Here is a 19,287-nt window from a genome sequence, read left to right on the forward strand (position 1 = left end):
CATCCACAGAGAGAAAGAGAAAAGAATGCGCAAGATCGCACTCGCGACAGTGGCCGCTGCCGCTGCTGCTGCGCTCGTCCTGTCGGGCTGCTCCAGCCGCGATGGTTCGTCCGGCTCATCCACGGCGTCCGGCTTCGACAAGGGCGCGACCATCGGTGTGGCCCTCCCGACCAAGACATCGGAGAACTGGGTGCTCGCCGGCGACCTGTTCACCAACGGCCTCAAGGACGCGGGCTTCAAGGGCGATGTGCAGTACGCCGGCGCGTCCGGCGCTGTCGCCGATCAGCAGTCGCAGATCCAGTCGATGATCACCAACGGCGCCAAGGTCATCATCATCGGCGCTGTCGACGGCGGTCAGCTCGCCGCGCAGGCGAAGGCGGCTCACGATGCGGGTGCCACGGTCATCGCCTACGACCGCCTCATCCTGAACACGCCGAATGTCGACTACTACGTCGCCTACGACAACGAGAAGGTCGGCGAGTTGCAGGGCCAGGCCCTCCTCGACGGGATGAAGAAGCGCTTCCCGGACAAGACCAAGTACAACATCGAGCTGTTCTCCGGCTCGCCGGACGACGCCAACTCGAAGGTCTTCTTCGACGGCGCTATGAAGATCCTCCAGCCGAAGATCGACGATGGCACGCTGACGGTCGTCTCCAAGCAGACCGACATCAAGCAGACCGCCACCCAGGGCTGGCTGCCGGCCAATGCGCAGACCCGCATGGACAACCTGCTGGCGGCCAACTACGCGTCCACCGAACTCGACGGCGTCCTGTCGCCGAACGACACCCTGGCCCGCGCCATCATCACTTCGGTGAAGGGCGCTGGCAAGCCGATCCCGGTCGTCACCGGTCAGGACTCGGAGGCCGAGTCGGTCAAGTCCATCATGGCGGGCGAACAGTACTCGACCATCAACAAGGACACCCGCAACTTGGTCAAGCAGGCCATCGCGATGGTCTCCGACCTGCAGCAGGGCAAGAAGCCCGAGACGAACGACGACAAATCGTACAACAACGGCGTCAAGGTCGTCCCGACTTACCTGCTGAAGCCGGTCATCGTCACCAAGGAGAACGCGGCCGAGGCGTACGCCAACGACCCGACCCTGGAGCCGCTGACCGAATAAGGCGGCACCCACCGGTGGAGGCCGGGCCCCGTGCAACAGGGCCCGGCCTCTTTCGTTCTCCCGGAAACGGTGAGTGGTTCAGTTCCTTTTATTGGCAAGGAATTGATGGGTATGGTCCCCACATTACTACCCACATAGCTCAGTGAAGCTCTCCCCGAGGTGGCAGCACTCGTCGAGTGCGGGCAGAGTGTGGGCAGGAATGTGTGGGGTGGGGTCTTGTGGTGTCGGGTTCATCTTGGCTGCCCTCATCTGGACGCGACTATTGTCAGACACACGCTAGGTGTGATGTCCAGGGGGGTTGTTTCGGCGATACGGTCGTGAGGAGTTGAGGGGCGAGGGCCTCCGGTTGTGAAGTGGAGCTGTTCAGTTCAACCGCTTCACGATCCAGGAGGCCTTCGTGTCCCACGTTAACGCTGCTCTCACACCGCGCGCTCGTCTGCGCCTTGCCAGGCTCATCGTCGAGGACCATTGGCTGGTCTCCGTCGCAGCGAAGATGTTTATGGTCTCGCCCGTTACCGCGCGGAAATGGGCGGCGAGGTTCCGCGCCGAAGGCACGGGAGGGATGACCGACCGGTCTAGCCGCCCACGATCGATGCCAACGCGGACGCCGTTGCCCGTGCTCAAGCGGATCGTGCGGGCGAGGTGGCGACGACGCCTGGGGCCGGTGCAGATCGCCGGCGAGCTTGGCCTTCCCGCCTCGACCGTCCACGCCGTCCTGGTGTGCTGCCGCATCAACCGGCTCTGCACCATTGATCGGGTCACGGGCGAGCCGATCCGTCGCTACGAGCACGACCACCCTGGATCGCTGATCCATGTCGACGTGACGAAGTTCGGCAACATCCCCGACGGCGGCGGCTGACGATTCGTCGGCCGCGTCCAGGGCGAACGCAACCGGGAAGCGACCGCCACCCGCACGAAGAGCAGGAACCACCGCTACGAGCCACGGTTGGGCACCGTGTTCGTCTACACGATCATCGACGACCACTCCCGCGTCGCCTACGCCGAGATCTGCTCCGACGAGAAGGCGGACACCGCGATCGGTGTCCTGCGGCGTGCTGTCGCCTGGTTCGCCGACCGGGATGTCAGCGTCGAACTCGTCCTCTCGGACAACGGCTCCGCCTACAAGTCCTACGCCTGGCGAGACGCCTGCACAGAGCTCGGGATCAGGGCGAAGAAGACCCGACCATACCGACCACAGACCAACGGGAAGATCGAACGCTTCCACCGCACACTCGCCGACGGCTGGGCCTACGCCCAGTTCTATGGTTCAGAGGCCGAACGACGAGAAGCACTCCCCGGCTGGCCCCACTTCTACAATCATCACCAGCACCACTCCGCCATCAGAGCCCCACCCATTAGCAGAATCGACAACAACCTCCCTGGACATCACACCTAGGGCAGTAGTAATTGTCTCGATCAGTCCCGGTAGTCCCAGGAGGGGTGTCGGCGTTCTTCGCAGCGAACCCCTCAGCGCAACACGCCGAATAGTCCGCGAATAGTTGACGGGAACAATTTTATAGGCAAGTCTTGGACTCATGCTGGATGAACTCCTCTCCCGGCAGGACGCTGAGGCGATCCCGGCACCCCATCTGGAAGCGATTCGAGGTTTCCTAAATCAGGGTTGGGCTGACTGGCGCGCGTTGGTGCTGAATGCTCCGAAGTTGGCGATCTCGCGTGCCACCACTCGGGCCAACATCGTGTACGACCGGATCACTTACTACGCTGAGGAGTACTTCGATTCCCAGGGGATTCCGGCGGTAAGGAAGGGCCAGATGCTGATCGTCTCACTTGATGACGGTCGTCTGATCCTGCGTTTCAAGAAGTTCCGCGGCCGGAAACTCGGCACCTCGGGAATCTCGACGCAGCAGCGGCTTGAGTTCGAGTTCCAGCAGGTCGTCCTGGACGGCGTTGCAGCGACCTACATCGTGGCGGGGTACCTGCCCGATGAACTCGGCATGGGTCTCGATGTTTTGGCCATCGCATGCACCTACGATGGGGTGTCATCTGGCAGATCGACCTCACCGATGATGAGGGCACGGCTTCGGTCATCCCCGTTCGCGTGGATGCTCCGCACGGTCCGCCTGTTCGCAGCACGCGGCCTGCTGCCCGCGAGGAAGCCGAAGGATAGAACCTATGAATCCGCAGATGTTGACTCTTCTGCGCGAATCACGTGGATACAGCGGCGCTCAGCTCGCGAAGCTGGCTGGCATCCCACAGCCGACGCTCTCCAAGGTGGAGAACGGTCTGGCTGTGATCGATGAGGCTAGGCTTCAACAACTTGCCGAAGCGCTCGACTACCCCGTGGAAGCGTTCAACTGGACCGACCCGATTTACGGTTTCGGCTCCGTCGCCTTCTATCACCGGAAGCAGCAGGCTCTTCCCCAGACCACTCTTCGGAAGATCCAGGCCCAGGTGAATCTGACTCGGATGCGACTGGACAAGCTACTGCGGTCGATCGAAATAGACACACAGTACGTCGTCCCGTGCCTCGAAGTCGAGCAGTACGGGACACCCGCAGCAGTTGCGCGTGCCGTGCGCGCACTGTGGCGAATGCCGATGGGACCTATCCGCGACATGGCCGCTGCGTTGGAACTGGCCGGGATCATCGTGGTGCGCAGCAACCTGGAGTCGACGAGGATCGCAGCGATCAGTCTCGATAACGTGGGCATTTATCCGGCGCTCATGATTCTCAACACAGGTCTTCCCTCCGACCGTGAACGGTTCACGCTCGCCCATGAACTCGGTCACCTCGTCATGCACTCGGCCCTGGTCGACACAGACGAGGCGGAGCGAGAAGCCGACGCCTTCGCGGCCGAGTTCCTGATGCCAGCGGCTGAGATTCGGACGGAACTCAAGGGCATCACTCTTGCGCGCGCGGCTCAACTCAAGGTTGTTTGGCGAGTTGCGATCAGCGCTCTTATTCGGCGCGCTTATGACCTCGGAGTTATTGAAAACACACGATACAAGAGTCTCATGGTGTCGATGTCACAGAAAGGCTGGCGGAAATCGGAGCCGATCGAGGTCACGCGTGACCACCCCACAGTCGTGTCGTCCCTCATCAAGGTTCATCTCACCGATCACAACTACACGTTCGATGAACTCGCGCAAGTAGTAGCACTCAACCGAGACGAGTTCGCCGCGCGTTTCGACATGGAATTCTTCCACCCCGATCAGCCGAGGAGCCCCCACCTCCGCGCATTGAATAAAGAACGCCACAATAACCAACCAAGTGTTCCGTCGTCGGCAGAGTGGGGGCGTGGCTGTTACGGTGAGGTTGTTCGACCTTGACTGTGCTGATCGATTGCCCGACGATGGTGAGGGTTTCCTGCCATACTCATAGACTAAAGACTATACGGGACGTTGCCCCTGAGCGAGCCGGTGGCGGCCGACGTTAACGCGTTGCGTGATTCTCGACCACTGTGTGGTCGAATATAAAGCAACACTTAGGGCAAGGATTGCACCCGAAAAACGACAAAGCCGCCCCGCCCACACAAGTTGCGTGGGCGGGGCGGGATGGTTATGCGCTGGTGAAGGTCGAGCGTGCAACCGCGGAGAGCCCGTCCGTGGTGCTTTGGAAGCGATCTGACGTACCAATGTGTATCGACCCGAAGTGTCCCTGACATATCCTATAGCAATGGATCCCGGAACTATTCCTAACGCACCGAAAAATAAAAGGCGAATGATCAATCACAATTGTTCTGTGAGCGTCAGGTAGCGCGGTTTTCCAGCTAACCTCTCCGATACGTTGCCCGGTGACATTCACATGGTCATTCGTCTGCTCGCCTGGCACGGTGAACGAAAAACCGCCATCATCTTCCGACGGCCCCTCCTCAGCCTGGGGAACCGGGCGGGTGCGAGAGTCGACCACCGTCTTGGTATCACGCATCGGTGACCCCACGGCCGAGTCCACGCGTGAAACCAGCACAGCAGACTATCCGGCAACCACCCCCTCGACAACCAAACCAGCCACCCCGGCCACAACCCGAACCCTCCGAGACTGTGAGAACACACCCAAAATTTAAAACCTCCTCAATATTTACCCCTCGCACCATACGAGCGAGCATTCCCTCCACACAGACCCCCTCATGAGGGGGTCTGTGTGGAGGCGGGGAAAGAGGTTAACCCCATGAGCGGGTCTGCGGGGAGGCCTACCCCAAAAAATGGTGGAAACGGACGATGACCCTAAGTCTCAGTTAAGGCCAGGGAGTCGGCCACGGCCGGCGAAGGTGATCGCGAACACGTTCAGCGTTGGCGGTGGAGATGACCGAAAAACAGCTGACAGCCGCGGAGTTCGTCCAGCTTCTACCGCGAGCACCAGCAGAACGGCCTACCTGCCGAACACCCACGATGCCGTCTGCCGAGCGGGTCACCATTCTCCGAATGGTTCGCCTACCGGCCGCTGCAAACGCCGCAGCCACAGACCTACCGCAGGGGTGTTGCCGGTGTGTATGACTGGAGAGTAGCGTTCGGCCATGCTGATAAAAGTGATGTATATGGCTCGTGTAAAAGACGGCACTGGTGCCATGCCCCTTCTCGGGTGGTGGTTCTTGGCCTTAGGCCGAAGGGACCGGTCGAAGCGGAGAGGAATCCGTTCTCTTGCTGTCGTGACCTCGGTCGTAGCGGGTCTGACGTTCTCGCTCGTCGGCGTTCAGTCGGCGTCCGCGTTCGCTCCCGCCGGGAACTTGAGCCCAAGGGCTGTCGGTGTGGGTTCTATGTCATCGGGGCAACGTGTTGTGATGACATCCGGGCATGATATCGTGAGTATCGGGGACTCTTTCACTGCAGCCTACGGTGTTGGCACGGATGTAGGAGGCCCCGCTGCCGTGTGTGGCCAGTCCGATTCCAGCGTGGGACGTCTGGTAGGCAGCGCAGCCGGTTACTCTGTCACTGATGTTACCTGCAAGGGCGCAACGGCCCGAGAAATGGTCAATGGCCAGGACACGACCGACAGCGATGGCAAAAAGATCCACATCCCACCCCAGATTAACGCATTGAACCCCTCCACCGGCATGGTTCTTGTCTCCGCTGGAGGCAACGACCTGGGCTTCTTAGGAATCATTACTTCTTGCCTTGCCGAATCCGGCAAAGGTCCTGTTATAGCGACGGGTTCGAAGACGTGTCGTCAGGATTACGTGAAGAATGGTCACGACGAATTGGACCGCAAGATCACTAACGTTGTGGGACCGGCCCTCGATGCTCTTTATGGTCAGATCAGCGCGCGTGCGCCGCAAGCGCGGAAGTTCGCCTACGACTATCCAGATCTGTTCCCTGACCGGGCGAACACTCCGGCGGCTGGCTGCTACGCGTTCACAACGACCGGGACGGGCGATTCGAAGGAAACCGACATGCCTTTCACGGATAAGGATGTGGTGTATCTTCACCAGGTTCAGGACAAGTTGAACGCTCTCATCAATAGAGAGGCAGAAAAGTATGGCTTCACCCTCCTTCCTGCAAGCAGCCGCAGCCAGGCACGGACTGCTTGTAGCGCTGCACCCCATTGGGTGAATGGTCTCAACGCCTTCGGCGCGCCAGACCGTAACGGTGAAGCCTTCCACCCCACACGCGTTGGCATCGCCCACTACGTCTATGTTTTCAAATACGAAACAAAGAAAAATCGGCATGGCGTACAGCGGGAACCGGCACCGTAAACGATCGGTGATCGTTCCCGGTGATGATGCAAGGCCCCTCCGAAGGGGTGTCGCATATGCGACACCCCTTCGGAGGGGCCGCCGGCACATGACAAAACCGCCCCGGCCTACCGCCTCAATTGAGGGGCGAGCCGGGGCCAGAGCGTGTTGGGTGTCAGGGGTTTGTGGGTGGGATGGTGGCGGGGTTCTGTGTCGGGTTGGCGGGTGTGGTGGCGGGGGTTTGGGTGTTGGTTTTTTCATGGTGCCGAGGCCGATGGTTGTCAGCCACCGGTTGATGGTGGGGATGGCCATGATGCGGGTGAGAGCGGCGGCAATCCCGGTGATGGCGGCGGCGAGGCCGACCAGCCACAGGTAGACCTTCGAGGTGACGGGGAGGCCGAGGGCGTCGATGACCTGCGGGAGGATCACCGCGAAGGTCAGGAAGGCGGGGATCCCTGCCTGGATGATCGTGCGGAGGACCCGTTGGCCGGTGTGAATAATGTCCGGGATCTCGGCGGTGAGGTGCTTGCTCATGATTCTCCTTCGGGAAGGCGGGGGTGTTCGAGGTTGTCGATGTGTTGGTCGGTGTGGGAGAGGTCGGATCGGAGTTGGCGGATGTCGTGGCGGATGCCGCCGATGTCGCGCATGATCGTGCGCACGGTGACGGCGACGGTGTTGATGCCACGGATGACCGCGCCGTGTTTCTCGTCCATGTCGTCGCGGAGGGGCTGGTCATGGTCGTTAGTGACCTCGTAACGGATCGCGTCGGTGCTTCTGGCCTGTCGGCGGCCCATCACGTAGATGAGCGCGACCGCGACCGCCTGCATCGACCCGATCGCCCCGAGAAGGACGGCATCGCTCATCGCGCGGTCATCCCTGGGATGCGTGGGCGAACACGTCTTTGATCGCGGTCTCGCACGCGGCCTGGACTTGTTCAGGGGTGAGGGAGAGGCCACTGTTGGCCTGGATGCCGGCCAGTACGGCGGGGACGAGAAGGGCGGACACGGACTTCGCGAGGGCCACGGGGTCGCCGCCCTGTTGTGCGCGGAGGCGTGCGGTGCGGGATGCGAGGATGCCCCACACCGTCCCGTCGCCTTCCGCATGGACGGGCTCGACCAGGCCCGTGCGGGTCAGGGCCTGGAACTCGTCCGCGGTCAGCCAGTCGAGGGTCCCGTCCGGGTTCAACGTGCCGATCGCGCCGGAGGCATCACCCGTCTTGATCATCTGGATCCTCATGTCATCCTCCAAAAGGGTTGGGGTTGTGAAAGCCGTGATCAGCGACGTTTGGGCTTTGTTACGGTCGATGGGGGTAGAGGTGTACTGCCATACCGTCCAGGTGGGCCACCACCGGATGGGTGGTGGGGGCGGGTTGTAGGACGCGATCCACAAGGGCGCGCCGACGGCGACGACGGCGGACCAGTCCATGCCGTCCATGAGCGACTTGTTCAGATACACGCCCGGGACCACCCCGAGACGGGTCTTCACCTGGTTCAGGAAGGCGAGCGCCTGCGCCGGATCCCAGGCTGCCGTGTTCGTTGACGGTTCCGCCTCGACATCCAGCCACAGCGAATCCCCCACCTCATAGGCCAGGTTCGCAATAAAGAAGTCCGCACACACCACTGGGTCGAGGTTCCCGTTGAAGAAGTAATGCCCAACATGCTTCCCAGCTTCACGGGCGCCTGCGACCTGTGCCCGGTAGCAGGACCCCACGGTGAGTCCGATGTTGGCGCGGGAAGCGTTGATGATCACGAAATCCTCACCCGCAGGGGTGTAGTCACCCTGCATATAGGAGATATCAACACCCTCAAGCAGGGTCATGGTCGTATTTCCATGACTGTTATCAGCGCCCCCTGGTGGCGGGGGTGATCAATGATCAACATGGGGACCTTCCAATCCGGGTGTTCTTATTCATTCAGGATGATCGGGAGTACCTTTTGTGGTATGAGGAAGCAAGAGCTGGTTCTTGGTGGTGTCGCGATCGCTGTGGCGGCTGCGTTGTTCGGCACCGCGTCGTGGGCTGCTATCACCCGCACGGGCACCGTTCCGGCCCCCGTGACGGCTCTTGCTCCTGTCGCGGATGCGGGGAGGCCGAAGGCGCAATCCGCTCCCCCGGTCGCGGTCGCCCCGCAGGCTGCCGCCCCGCTGCCCGCCCCCAAAACGCCGGTCTCGAAAACGCCGGCCGGGCATGTTCATGCTCAGGCGGATGCTGACCCGGCCCCGGTGTCGTCATCCACACCCGAGCCGGTGCTTGATCCGGGGTATGAAGGGAGCCTCAGCCCGACTTCGTGGTTCCATTACGTGCCGGCGAACCCTGTCCCGATCATTCCCTCGTCGGTGACGCCGCCGAGGGAGCCGGGGTTCCAGATCTCGCTCGCGAATCCGAATGTGCCGTATGACCCGGTGACGAACCCGCACCCGGTCTATGTGTTCTACAAGGGCTGCGAGACCCGGACTGCGGTCTGCGATGTCTCTGAATTTTGGGGTGCAGCTGGGTATTGAGTTCGTCCAGGTGACGGGTTGATCGCGATCAGTATTGGAAGATGGCGAGGGCGTCGATGCTGAGGTAGTTGTCGGCGTTGGTGCCGGTGTTGTAGGCGTCGCCGCGCGCGGTGACGGTGAAGGTGTCCCCTGCGGTGACCGGTAGTTCGGCCCAGGTGCCGGCGCGGGCGCGTTGGGTTTGCTGGTCGGAGGGGACGAACACGTTAGGGCCGTCGGTTTGGGTGATCCCGAGTTCTGGGATGGTGATGGTGAGGTAGGAGAACGCGGAGACGTTCGCGGCTTTGTTGGAGCACACCACTGAGGGTGCTAGGGCGTGATGTCCAGGGGGGTTGTTTCGGCGATACGGTCGTGAGGAGTTGAGGGGCGAGGGCCTCCGGTTGTGAAGTGGAGCTGTTCAGTTCAACCGCTTCACGATCCAGGAGGCCTTCGTGTCCCACGTTAACGCTGCTCTCACACCGCGCGCTCGTCTGCGCCTTGCCAGGCTCATCGTCGAGGACCATTGGCTGGTCTCCGTCGCAGCGAAGATGTTTATGGTCTCGCCCGTTACCGCGCGGAAATGGGCGGCGAGGTTCCGCGCCGAAGGCACGGGAGGGATGACCGACCGGTCTAGCCGCCCACGATCGATGCCAACGCGGACGCCGTTGCCCGTGCTCAAGCGGATCGTGCGGGCGAGGTGGCGACGACGCCTGGGGCCGGTGCAGATCGCCGGCGAGCTTGGCCTTCCCGCCTCGACCGTCCACGCCGTCCTGGTGTGCTGCCGCATCAACCGGCTCTGCACCATTGATCGGGTCACGGGCGAGCCGATCCGTCGCTACGAGCACGACCACCCTGGATCGCTGATCCATGTCGACGTGACGAAGTTCGGCAACATCCCCGACGGCGGCGGCTGACGATTCGTCGGCCGCGTCCAGGGCGAACGCAACCGGGAAGCGACCGCCACCCGCACGAAGAGCAGGAACCACCGCTACGAGCCACGGTTGGGCACCGTGTTCGTCTACACGATCATCGACGACCACTCCCGCGTCGCCTACGCCGAGATCTGCTCCGACGAGAAGGCGGACACCGCGATCGGTGTCCTGCGGCGTGCTGTCGCCTGGTTCGCCGACCGGGATGTCAGCGTCGAACTCGTCCTCTCGGACAACGGCTCCGCCTACAAGTCCTACGCCTGGCGAGACGCCTGCACAGAGCTCGGGATCAGGGCGAAGAAGACCCGACCATACCGACCACAGACCAACGGGAAGATCGAACGCTTCCACCGCACACTCGCCGACGGCTGGGCCTACGCCCGGTTCTATGGTTCAGAGGCCGAACGACGAGAAGCACTCCCCGGCTGGCCCCACTTCTACAATCATCACCAGCACCACTCCGCCATCAGAGCCCCACCCATTAGCAGAATCGACACTCGTCCAGTAGTTCACGCATCGGTGACGGTGTAGCTTGGCTATAGAGCAGGAATGCTCACAGTCTCCTTCGTGGAAGAGGGACTGTCCGCTCGCCGAGTAAAAGCATTCTATCTCATAAGTCGGCGAATAAATAGGTTTCCTTGGATGGGTTGGTATACGTGTCTCGGCGTCAGCCCTCGGATGCGAGCGACTTGCCGGCGCGAGCGGAACGCCTGGTTGAGGCTCTCGCGATGACCCCATTGCGCATGGGCGTGCTGCGCTATCTCCTTATCCATCGTGATGGTGGTTCTAGCGTGGAAATTGCTACCGAGTTGGGTGTCACAAGCCCTGGTGTGCTTTCGCACCTCACGCACCTCGAGGAACTCGGGGCGATAGAGACCCCTGCACGCCGGCTCGCGAGTGGCCGACGTCAACGTGGCGGCGTGTACCGCATCACCCCTCGCTGGTTTTCCAAGGCCGAGGAAAACGCTCTTCGAACAATCGTCGGCCTAGGGGAATCCGAGGAGAACCCAACGTCAACCTCATTGGGAGATTTCACGATGAGTGAACTCGCCGAGGAGCTACATAAGAGAGCTACCCAGCAGGAGTGGGCAGAATCGGCCGAGGGCCGCGCCGCACGGCGAACCGAGTTCCTCGGCTAAGCCCTAGCATGGCTCCAGTCCATCCATAGGATAACGGGAGGGTAGTGATGGATATGGCGTTTGCGGTGTTCCAGTGGACAACATTGGCGGTCTTGCTGGCCGCGATTGGCATTCGCATCTGGACGCCCAATAAGCGAAATATGAAAATTCTCGGATTTCTGATCGGGATTGCAATCGCGGTACTACTTGCAATCCCGATGTTCTACGCTGCGGTCGATCAGATGCTCGGTGGGAAAAATATGGAGAATTTTATCCTGCGGTTGCTGATCTTCGCGGCGTTCTATCTTCTCGGAACAGCCCTGAGTCGAGGGTACGGCAACGCGGGAGTAACTTGGGCTATCCGTGGCCCCGTCGGATTGGTCGTGCTTGGTCTTGCAACTGCGCTGCTGTTCACGATGTTTCTTCTCGTCGCCTCGGGCAATGGGCCAAGTTCTGCTGGCCTCCTGGCGCAGAAGCAACTAGGAGTTGATGCCGCGCTCATCATGCTTCTCATTGCGCTGATTGGGATCGTTCTGCTGCCGATCCTCCAAGGGATCAAGGTGGAACTTTCGCTCTTTAGCCTTAGTAAACTATTTATTCAATACTTGGCTCTATGCCTTATCGCGACCGCGCTGACCTTCTTGCACTTCGCGGGACCTCCACGGCCGTCACGTTTCGGTGCGAAGCTCCACGTGGTAGGCAGATAGGCCGATGCAGCAGATTCCCTACGTGACCGCGCTCATCACCGACGCATCCGGTCGAATCTTGCTTGGTCGGCACACCAGAGACCAGCTCTGGGGGACGATCGGCGGCGCGCTGAAGACAGAAGAAGATCCCCGTTTGGGCCTCTCCCGTGAGGTATTTGAGGAGCTCTCGATTGAGGTCGAAGTGGGACGGCTGTTGAACGCTCATTGCGGCCCGCTTACGACTACAACATACGAGTCTGGCGACGTCGTGAATGTACTCGCCTTGGTCTATGAATGTTCTATGACCGACCCGGCGGCCGCCCTGACTCTTGACGAGACCGAGATATCAGAAGCCAACTGGTTTACGGAGGCATAAGCAGAGCGACTCGAAGGTAAACCTTGGCTTCCGTTGGTACTTAGGGACTGGGTTGAGCTGGACTCCAACCAGTCAGACTAGCCTGTTCGACCAAAGCGGATACTGGAAGCAAAAACGTCCTCACTGCAGCTGTCGCCGATCGCCTTGCTACACCGTCAACATCGATACCGTTGTGACCATCACCACCCGATGTTGAGCAGGTTGGCTTGTGTTGTTTGGTGGTCGGGTCGTCAACCTGTGGGCGTGTGGAGTGCGTCTTTGAAGTGGGAGCTTAGGCGTTCCATTGCGTCGCGGGCGGTGGGGGAGGAGACGTGTTGGTAGCGGCGGGTGGTTTTCTCGTCGACGTGGCCGACGATCTCTCCCACGATTTTCGCGTCAACGCCGAGTTCCATTAGCGCGGTCGCGGTGGTGTGTCGCGCCCAGTGTGTGGTCGGGATACCGGGTGTCCCGGGTGTTCGGTCTTTCGGTGGTTTCGTCTGTTCCTGGTTGATGACACCAGCTCGGAACAGCAAGTCGCGCCACAGCTGCTGATCCTCGTGCGGGAGGTAGGGGCGGCCGTCTTCGTGCCGCCATAGCAGGCCGTAGGGGTTCGGGCGGTCTTTCGTCGCCTCAAGGTATTCGTGTAGGACCGCGACCACGGGCGGGATGAGAGGAACAGTGCGCGATTTTCCCAACTTCGGTCGGATCAGAGCCAGCCTCCCATACAGGTGGATGTACTCCAGGGACGATTTCACCTTGAACCGGCGTTGGGGGAATGACGAGCCGCGCTTGGTCAGGCACGACCACTGTCCCTCGGCGAGCGGCTCGCATCCGTGCTCGGAGCGCAGCTCCTCAAGCTGCCAGTCCACGCGCAGAGTCCCCGCATCAAGGTCCAGGCCCTCGATCAGGGCTCCGAGTCGTTCGGACTGACGGATGCCGTCGAGCACCGCCACCCACCAGCGGGTGCCCTCCACGTTCGCGGATGCGGCGAGCACGGCGAGCGCCTGCTCGGTGCTGAGGCTGCCGCGAGGGTTCTTCGCGATGACCTCCGGAGGCTTCACGTCGTCCACGACGTTGCGTGTCACAAGCCCGTCGGCCTTTGCGGCGCTGAGCATGCCGCTGAGAATCTCGTGTGCCTTGCGGGCGGTGCCTGTCGCGAGGCCAGCATCGAAGACGGCCTTATGCACCAGGCGAACATCCGAGGGTTTCAGCTCCGAGATGCGCCGGCGGCCGAGGAGGGGAACGATCCAGTTCCGCATCAGAGACTCTGTGGTCGCGAGTGAGTTCGGCTTCAGCCTCATCCAACAATCGGTCTCGATATAATGCTCAGCCCATGCCGCAACAGTCACCGTGCGACCCAAGGTCGTACCGTACTCCGCGATCTCCGCAAGCTTCTGCTTCAGCCTCTCACGCGCGACAGTTTGCGTCCGCGCCGACACCTCACGCTGCCGGCGGCGACCATCAGGGTGGAAGCCGTCGTCATACCTTCCACGCCACAGGCCCTTCGCCCTGTCATAGTGGAGACCGCCCTCACCCGGCGACCGCTTCTTCGGCATCGCTCCCCACCATCCTCGCTAACTCCCCACATGAAACCGCAAACCCTACCCTTGCAGTTACACCCCTCAAAGACCATCACTTCCGCATAAATCCGCGGATATCAAGCCCATTCACTAACATTCTGAGACCCCAAAAAACACCATACCATTTATGCTCTCCCGGAAAGAAACGCGGTTCTCCCAGAGAGAGCGCCTGGGCGTCGAGAGGGCCGGAGCGGTGTTCCCACCCGCTCCGGCCCTCTCCCTTTGTGATCCCCCGGATCGGTCCCCCTGGCCGAGTCTTCCTTCAGCGTAGGGAACCGCCCGGTCGGCCGGCATCCGGGCTGTCACGGATTAAGTCACCGTGACAGCCCCTACCGGCTGTCCGGTCAGAGGGTGTGCAGCATACCGCTCAGCCGGGTCACATAGTCTTCGATCAGCATCCTGGCGGCGCGGCCATCGCGGGCGGTGGTGGCCGCGCGCAGCTTCGACGTGAACTCCCTCAGCGCGTTCGGGTCCAGGCTGCCCCGGAGCTTGCGGGCCACGCGGCGCACCTGTGGGATGACGACCGTGAGCGCGCGCAGCCGCACCTCGTTCCCCTCGACGCGCGCGAACGCGACGACCAGGTGCTCGAACACAGTGGCGAAGGTGAGCAGGTCCTCGGTCTCCTCGGCCTCCACCAGGTTCGCCTCCATGTCGGCGATGAGCGCGTCAGCGTCGTCGTCCCACTCCGGGCCGCCGCGGAGCGCCGCGCCGGCCCACAGATCGCCCGCGACCTCGACTGCCGCGAGGACCCCCTCGATGTCGAACCGTGCGACCTTGGTGTAGCGGTTGCGCTCCATCTCCACGAGGCCCTGTTCCGCGGGCCGGTCGAGTGCGTGACGGATGGGGGTCCGGGAGATGCCGAGCCACTCGACGAGGTCGGGTTCGCGCAGACGCTCGCCCGGCTCCAGCGTGCCATCCATGATGGCTGCCTCGATGCGGACGTACGCTTCCTCCGAGAGAGAGATCCGGGCGACATGGTCGGTGGGCATCGGCATTTCGTTTCCTCCTCGGAACGATGCGGGTTGTGATGGAGAGGACCCTCCTGGTAAACTAAACATATATTAGACCACGAACTTTCTAGGATCAGATTGGTTCAGATCTCGATCTGGTGACGATTCTCGGCTGTGCGAAAGAAATACCCATGACACTCGACGACTACCCGACACTCACCGCGGCGATGCCTGCTCTGACGACCGACCGCCGCTTGCTGCGCAACGATGTCTTCGAGATGCTGCTGGAGCGCATCATGAACGGCTCGTTCGCGCCGGGGGAGCGGCTCAAGGACGCCGAGCTCACCGCGTGGCTACGGGTCTCCCGCACGCCGGTCCGCGAGGCGCTCAGCCGTCTCGCCGTCGTCGGCCTCATCAAGACCGCACCCAACCGTTTCACGGTTGTGGCGCCGATGGTCGATGCCGAGATCGCCGGCGCCATCGCCGTTCTCCGCCGGATCTACCCGGACGCGGTGGCAGAAGCTCTGGAGACCGCCGGCGACGATGCCGAGCTGGAACTGAGCCTGCTTGCGGGCCGGCTGGAACGGGATCTCACCGTCTCCTCGGTCGAGACCTTCCAGCGGATGATGGGCGTCGTGCTTCTCTACCTCCGCAACCAGGTGCTCGCCGAAACCGTCGAGACCGTTCATCTCCGCCTGATCCGCTACCTCTCGCTCGACCCGGCTGCGCAGGGGCTGCTCTCGCGTGAGCGCGTGCTCGGCTTCTCCCGGGCGCTGTGTTCGCGGGACACAGCGGCCGTCCGCGCGATCGAGTCCTTGCTCGTCGACGCCGAGCACCTCCTCACTCCGCCGGTCGCCGCTGCTGGCTGAGGGCCGCGGCCGGAAAGACGACCAGGAGCAGGGCGCGCGGCAGCGGCACCGCCGAACGGGCCACGATCGCCCCGACGCGACCGAGGGCAATGCCGGGCACCGGGAACACGACGCCCGAGGTGAGCACCGCCACGAGTGCGGTGCCGGCCGGTGACGGGATCAGCCCGCCGAGCAGGCCCCTGAGCTGATAGCGACGGAGCCGACGGAGCTGAGGACGGGCCTCAGCTCGTCGAGCGTGAGGGCGTACCCGGTCTCCGGGTCCACGGTCGAGCGGGCGAACACGACCCCGACCACGTCGCCGGCGGAATCGAGCAGGGGCCCGCCGGAGTTTCCGGGACGGACCGAGCCGCGGAGCGAGTAGATCTCACGCTCGACGACGCCGCCCTGGTAGATGTCCGTTCCGCGCGCGATGAGCTGGTCGCGCACGCGCTGCGGCGAGATGGCGAACGGTCCGGCGCCCGGGTAACCGGCGGCGTAAGCCGCCTCGCCCGCGCCGAGGTCCTGGCCGATGTCGAGCGGCGGTGCGCTGAGGCCGGTGACGCCCAGCACTGCGAGGTCGCGCTCGGGATCGAAGGCCAGCAGCGTCGCGCGGTCGATGGTGTCGCCGTCTCGGATCACCACCGAGGCCGCGCCCGCGACCACATGCGCGTTGGTGACGACGCGGCCGGGCTGAACGACCCAGCCGCTGCCCTCCGAGTCGATGCCGCACGCGGGTTTCGAGGCCAGGACGGTCACGACCGAGTTCCGCGACTTGGCGACGGCGGCCGGCACGGAATCGCCGGGGGCCTGCACGTTCTTGATCGGCTCGGCGTCCTCGAAGACCTTCGGCAGCCCGGCGCTGGTGAGCGCGTCGTCCACCGCGCCGAGCACGCTCGAAGACGGGAGCGGAGCGATGCCGTTCAGGGTCTCGACCACGCGCGATGAACTGGCGGCCTGGACGACGGTCGCGAGACTCGTCGCCATCGCGAAACCGGCCACCAGCCAGACGGCGACGGCCCAGGTGAGAACGCCCAGCGCACCTCCGATCAGCGAGTCCAGCCATCGGACCGGACCGTGGCGGAGCAGCTTGCCGATGAGCGCTGCCGCAGCGGTCGCGATCGCGTACATGACCGTGGCGCACACCAGGATGACGACGGCCGCCACGATGGACCGCTGTGAGACGCCGGTGAGGCCCGAAGCGGCCATCCACTCGACGACTGCCGGCGCGAGCGCCAGGCCGAGCGCGAGACCGCACGCGAGGCCGATCAGCGACCCGGCCGTTTTGATGGCGCCGTTGCTCAGGCCGGCGATCATCGCGAGGACAGCGAGCACCAGCAGCACGACGTCCACCACGATCTCCACGGGTTCACCCTGCCCCACCAGGCTGGGGGAGCGCTGGGGTGGCGCTGGGTCGTTGCAGGGGCGCCGAAGCCGTGCGGGTGTGGGTCAGCGCCGTTCGCCGCTGCCCGAGTCCCCCTCCGCGGCCTCCTCCACATCGCCGTCGCTCGCCGGTGTTTTCCGGTGTGCGGTCAGCACAACGACGACGGCCGCGAGCGCCAGCACGACGATCGCGATCGCGATCCCGATGACCAGCCCCAGGGCGTTCTCATCGGACGCCTTCGCCGGCTGCAGTGTCGAGGCGGTGTCCGTGGCGGCCGGTGCGGGCTCGGTGGTGGCGTGCGCAGTCGGCTCGGGCCCCGCCAGAGCGGCCGTTGCTCCGCAGAGGGTCGTCGCGCTGCCCGCGGCGGCGGCGCTGCCCGGGGGAGGCTGGTAGGCGAAGGCGTAGGAGTTCGACACGGTGTGGCCATCGGAGGAGACCGCCTGATAGGTGACGGTGTACCGGCCGCCGATGCCGAGGGAGACCGGTGCGCTGATGGTCGAGCCGGAGATGGCCGCGCATCCCGTCTCGAAGTGCTGTGAGCCGCCGTCCGGCCCGGTGACCGTGAGCAGGGCGCCGGCGCCGGTCAGGTTGAGCGCCGGCGCGTTGAAGGTCAGCGTCACAGAGCCGATCGGTTCGGTGACCGTTGAATCGGCGGCCGGGGTTGTGGAGATCAGGTAGTCGTGCGCGGCGGCTCCCGTGACGGCGGCGAGGAGTCGGCGGTTCATGCCAGAACCCTAGTTGATCCGCTCACAGAGATCCCGAAGGCCATCCGCGGTGTAGGTATTCTACGAGGGATACCCAGGCTGGCCCGAACTCCGGTACGAAGGAGGTGCGGTGCCCAGAGGAGCCAATCTTCCGGCGATCGCCGCGTTCAACGAGACCGTTGTGCTCGACGCTGTGCGCCGCTCGGCCGACGGGCTGAGCCGGGTCGAGGTCGCAGCGGCGACGGGCCTCTCCGCGCAGACCGTCACGAATGTGACGCGCCGGTTGCTCGCGCAGGGGGTCATCCGCGAGGCCGGGAAGCACAGCGAGGGCAGCCCCGGGAAGCCGCGCACCATCCTGCGTCTGGACCCGGCCGGGGCCTACGCGATCGGCGTGCATCTCGATCCCACCGTGATCACCTGTGTCCTGCTCGATCTGGAAGGCGTGGTGGTGAACCACCTGCGTTGCCTGTCGTCCCCGGACGGGGACGCTGTCGCGACGCTGGCGGTCGCAGCGGAGGCGATCGCTGTCCTCTTGACGACCCAGGGTGTGGACTCGGGGCGCGCGATCGGTGTCGGTGTGGCCACTCCTGGCCCGATCGACACCGAGACGGGTGTGGTCGTTCGCCCGCCGCTCATCCCCGGCTGGAACGACTTCCACCTCCGCGACGAGCTGACGGCCGCCACGGGACTGCCCGTGCTGCTCGCGAAAGACGTCACGAGCGCCGCTGTCGCCGAGCGCTGGCACGGCCCTGCTGGGGCGAGCGGCGACTACGCATTCGTGTACTACGGCACCGGGGTCGGGGTTGGATTCGTGCTCGGCGGTTCGGTCTACACGGGGTTCACCGACAACGCGGTCGATGTCGGACACGCGCTGGTGGACCCCGGCGGCGCGCTCTGCGCGTGCGGCCGGCGCGGCTGCTACGGCGAGTCCGTCCGGCCGTACCGGCTGGTGATGCAGGGACTGTGGGCCGGCATCCTGCCCGTTCCGCCCGGACTGGAGATCGTAGCCGGGGAGGACGCGCCCTTGGATGTCGAGACCGTCGACGCGCTGTTCACATGCCTGGCTGCCGCGGCTGCCGCGGGCGACGAGCGGGCCGTGGAGATCGTGGACCGCAGCATCCGGAGCACCGCTTTTTACCTGTCAAACTTGACCGCGCTGCTCGACCTCGACCGCGTCGTCTTCGGCGGACCTTTCTGGACTCGCGTGGAGAGCCGCTACCTCGACCAGCTGCCGCAGCGGCTCGCCGAGTTGCACATCGACACCCTGACCCATCCCACGGCCATCGTCGCGAGCGCTGTGGGCGACGATGTCGCCGCCGTCGGCGCAGCCTGCCTGGTGCTGGATGCGACTTCGCGCCGTGAGGCGAAAGCAGAATGGAATTTTGAATTTTACATCCCCCTCACCTGGGGGTGAGGTCACGATTTCATTGTGGGCATTGCTCTTTAAATTAAATTGATTTATAAATTACAGAGTGTCTGAGGCATCTGGCCGGGAGACCGTATGCAAAGGAGCA

18 protein-coding genes and 2 pseudogenes are annotated in these 19,287 nt (G+C 63.4%); 12 read left to right on the forward strand and 8 right to left on the reverse strand.

From position 1 onward, the window contains the following. Positions 1-25: 25 nt before the first annotated feature. The 5 genes and pseudogenes from LXX_RS00180 (at position 26) to LXX_RS13065 (ending at position 6,768) form a co-directional block, all read left to right on the forward strand. On the forward strand, positions 26-1,120 hold the full coding sequence (locus LXX_RS00180) for a substrate-binding domain-containing protein (RefSeq protein ID WP_041766797.1): 1,095 nt from the start codon (positions 26-28) through the stop codon (positions 1,118-1,120). 397 nt (positions 1,121-1,517) lie between these two features. Continuing rightward, positions 1,518-2,516, forward strand: a pseudogene (locus LXX_RS00185) (IS481-like element ISLxx4 family transposase). A gap of 139 nt (positions 2,517-2,655) precedes the next feature. Continuing rightward, positions 2,656-3,381 carry a hypothetical protein gene (locus LXX_RS14995; protein WP_050737788.1) on the forward strand — a complete coding sequence of 242 codons (726 nt, stop codon included), beginning with the start codon at positions 2,656-2,658 and terminating at the stop codon, positions 3,379-3,381. Beyond that, positions 3,266-4,408: an XRE family transcriptional regulator gene (locus LXX_RS00190; RefSeq protein ID WP_223227784.1), complete on the forward strand. Its 1,143-nt coding sequence runs from the start codon at positions 3,266-3,268 to the stop codon at positions 4,406-4,408. Before LXX_RS14995 ends, LXX_RS00190 begins: the two co-directional genes overlap by 116 nt. Positions 4,409-5,856: 1,448 nt before the next feature. Further along, a complete protein-coding gene (locus LXX_RS13065) occupies positions 5,857-6,768 on the forward strand; it encodes an SGNH/GDSL hydrolase family protein (protein WP_223227785.1) in 912 nt (303 codons plus the stop codon). A 509-nt stretch (positions 6,769-7,277) separates the two neighbouring features. Here LXX_RS13065 and LXX_RS00195 read toward each other — a convergent pair. Both LXX_RS00195 and LXX_RS00200 read right to left on the reverse strand, forming a co-directional pair. After that, a complete protein-coding gene (locus LXX_RS00195) occupies positions 7,278-7,610 on the reverse strand; it encodes a DUF2746 domain-containing protein (protein WP_011185144.1) in 333 nt (110 codons plus the stop codon). A gap of 7 nt (positions 7,611-7,617) precedes the next feature. Further along, positions 7,618-8,565, reverse strand: coding sequence for a glycoside hydrolase family 25 protein (locus LXX_RS00200; protein WP_011185145.1), 948 nt, complete (start codon positions 8,563-8,565; stop codon positions 7,618-7,620). Between the two features lie 123 nt (positions 8,566-8,688). Between LXX_RS00200 and LXX_RS00205 the strand changes: the two genes are divergently transcribed. Continuing rightward, positions 8,689-9,246: a hypothetical protein gene (locus LXX_RS00205; RefSeq protein ID WP_041766800.1), complete on the forward strand. Its 558-nt coding sequence runs from the start codon at positions 8,689-8,691 to the stop codon at positions 9,244-9,246. Between the two features lie 28 nt (positions 9,247-9,274). Here the strand turns inward: LXX_RS00205 and LXX_RS00210 are convergent, their stop codons facing one another. Further along, complete coding sequence (locus LXX_RS00210; protein ID WP_011185294.1) at positions 9,275-9,544, reverse strand: hypothetical protein; 270 nt, start codon at positions 9,542-9,544, stop codon at positions 9,275-9,277. Between the two features lie 130 nt (positions 9,545-9,674). Between LXX_RS00210 and LXX_RS13070 the strand changes: the two are divergent. The 4 genes and pseudogenes from LXX_RS13070 (at position 9,675) to LXX_RS00230 (ending at position 12,331) form a co-directional block, all read left to right on the forward strand. After that, a pseudogene (locus LXX_RS13070) lies at positions 9,675-10,682 on the forward strand (IS481-like element ISLxx4 family transposase). A gap of 197 nt (positions 10,683-10,879) precedes the next feature. Further along, positions 10,880-11,290: a helix-turn-helix domain-containing protein gene (locus LXX_RS13075; RefSeq protein WP_081423024.1), complete on the forward strand. Its 411-nt coding sequence runs from the start codon at positions 10,880-10,882 to the stop codon at positions 11,288-11,290. Positions 11,291-11,334: 44 nt separating this feature from the next. After that, positions 11,335-11,976, forward strand: a complete 642-nt coding sequence (locus tag LXX_RS00225) for a hypothetical protein (protein WP_041766808.1) — start codon at positions 11,335-11,337, stop codon at positions 11,974-11,976. Between the two features lie 4 nt (positions 11,977-11,980). Next, positions 11,981-12,331: an NUDIX domain-containing protein gene (locus LXX_RS00230; protein ID WP_011185148.1), complete on the forward strand. Its 351-nt coding sequence runs from the start codon at positions 11,981-11,983 to the stop codon at positions 12,329-12,331. 230 nt (positions 12,332-12,561) lie between these two features. Here the strand turns inward: LXX_RS00230 and LXX_RS00235 are convergent, their stop codons facing one another. Both LXX_RS00235 and LXX_RS12440 read right to left on the reverse strand, forming a co-directional pair. After that, the gene (locus LXX_RS00235) at positions 12,562-13,866 is read right to left on the reverse strand and encodes a tyrosine-type recombinase/integrase (protein ID WP_011185149.1); all 1,305 of its coding nucleotides are present in this window, start codon (positions 13,864-13,866) and stop codon (positions 12,562-12,564) included. A gap of 368 nt (positions 13,867-14,234) precedes the next feature. Next, positions 14,235-14,885: a GntR family transcriptional regulator gene (locus LXX_RS12440; protein WP_050737790.1), complete on the reverse strand. Its 651-nt coding sequence runs from the start codon at positions 14,883-14,885 to the stop codon at positions 14,235-14,237. Between the two features lie 146 nt (positions 14,886-15,031). Here LXX_RS12440 and LXX_RS00245 point away from each other — a divergent pair, with 146 nt between their 5' ends. After that, the gene (locus LXX_RS00245) at positions 15,032-15,709 is read left to right on the forward strand and encodes a GntR family transcriptional regulator (RefSeq protein WP_050737791.1); all 678 of its coding nucleotides are present in this window, start codon (positions 15,032-15,034) and stop codon (positions 15,707-15,709) included. On the opposite strand, the gene LXX_RS13895 is transcribed toward LXX_RS00245, so the two are convergent. The 3 genes from LXX_RS13895 to LXX_RS00255 form a co-directional block, all read right to left on the reverse strand. Beyond that, entirely contained in the window at positions 15,681-15,842 is a 162-nt protein-coding gene (locus LXX_RS13895; RefSeq protein ID WP_155806741.1) for a hypothetical protein, read from the reverse strand. The genes LXX_RS00245 and LXX_RS13895 overlap by 29 nt on opposite strands. Before the next feature lie 26 nt (positions 15,843-15,868). Next, positions 15,869-17,050: a MarP family serine protease gene (locus LXX_RS00250; RefSeq protein ID WP_041766813.1), complete on the reverse strand. Its 1,182-nt coding sequence runs from the start codon at positions 17,048-17,050 to the stop codon at positions 15,869-15,871. A gap of 84 nt (positions 17,051-17,134) precedes the next feature. Next, entirely contained in the window at positions 17,135-17,794 is a 660-nt protein-coding gene (locus tag LXX_RS00255) for a copper resistance CopC family protein (RefSeq protein ID WP_041766815.1), read from the reverse strand. Between the two features lie 109 nt (positions 17,795-17,903). Here LXX_RS00255 and LXX_RS00260 point away from each other — a divergent pair, with 109 nt between their 5' ends. Further along, positions 17,904-19,187, forward strand: coding sequence for an ROK family protein (locus LXX_RS00260; RefSeq protein ID WP_011185154.1), 1,284 nt, complete (start codon positions 17,904-17,906; stop codon positions 19,185-19,187). Positions 19,188-19,287 lie beyond the last annotated feature (100 nt).

Origin of the sequence: Leifsonia xyli subsp. xyli str. CTCB07, assembly GCF_000007665.1 — a bacterium.
GTDB lineage: Bacteria > Actinomycetota > Actinomycetes > Actinomycetales > Microbacteriaceae > Leifsonia > Leifsonia xyli_C.

Excerpts from the sequence above, each read along its gene's own strand:
- LXX_RS00180 (WP_041766797.1), top strand. The coding sequence starts at position 26 with ATGCGCAAGATCGCACTCGCGACAGTGGCCGCTGCCGCTGCTGCTGCG.
- LXX_RS14995 (WP_050737788.1), top strand. The coding sequence starts at position 2,656 with ATGCTGGATGAACTCCTCTCCCGGCAGGACGCTGAGGCGATCCCGGCA.
- LXX_RS00190 (WP_223227784.1), top strand. The coding sequence starts at position 3,266 with ATGTTGACTCTTCTGCGCGAATCACGTGGATACAGCGGCGCTCAGCTC.
- LXX_RS13065 (WP_223227785.1), top strand. The coding sequence starts at position 5,857 with ATGACATCCGGGCATGATATCGTGAGTATCGGGGACTCTTTCACTGCA.
- LXX_RS00195 (WP_011185144.1), bottom strand. The coding sequence starts at position 7,610 with ATGAGCGATGCCGTCCTTCTCGGGGCGATCGGGTCGATGCAGGCGGTC.
- LXX_RS00200 (WP_011185145.1), bottom strand. The coding sequence starts at position 8,565 with ATGACCCTGCTTGAGGGTGTTGATATCTCCTATATGCAGGGTGACTAC.
- LXX_RS00205 (WP_041766800.1), top strand. The coding sequence starts at position 8,689 with ATGAGGAAGCAAGAGCTGGTTCTTGGTGGTGTCGCGATCGCTGTGGCG.
- LXX_RS13075 (WP_081423024.1), top strand. The coding sequence starts at position 10,880 with ATGACCCCATTGCGCATGGGCGTGCTGCGCTATCTCCTTATCCATCGT.
- LXX_RS00230 (WP_011185148.1), top strand. The coding sequence starts at position 11,981 with ATGCAGCAGATTCCCTACGTGACCGCGCTCATCACCGACGCATCCGGT.
- LXX_RS00235 (WP_011185149.1), bottom strand. The coding sequence starts at position 13,866 with ATGCCGAAGAAGCGGTCGCCGGGTGAGGGCGGTCTCCACTATGACAGG.
- LXX_RS12440 (WP_050737790.1), bottom strand. The coding sequence starts at position 14,885 with ATGCCGATGCCCACCGACCATGTCGCCCGGATCTCTCTCTCGGAGGAA.
- LXX_RS00245 (WP_050737791.1), top strand. The coding sequence starts at position 15,032 with ATGACACTCGACGACTACCCGACACTCACCGCGGCGATGCCTGCTCTG.
- LXX_RS00255 (WP_041766815.1), bottom strand. The coding sequence starts at position 17,794 with ATGAACCGCCGACTCCTCGCCGCCGTCACGGGAGCCGCCGCGCACGAC.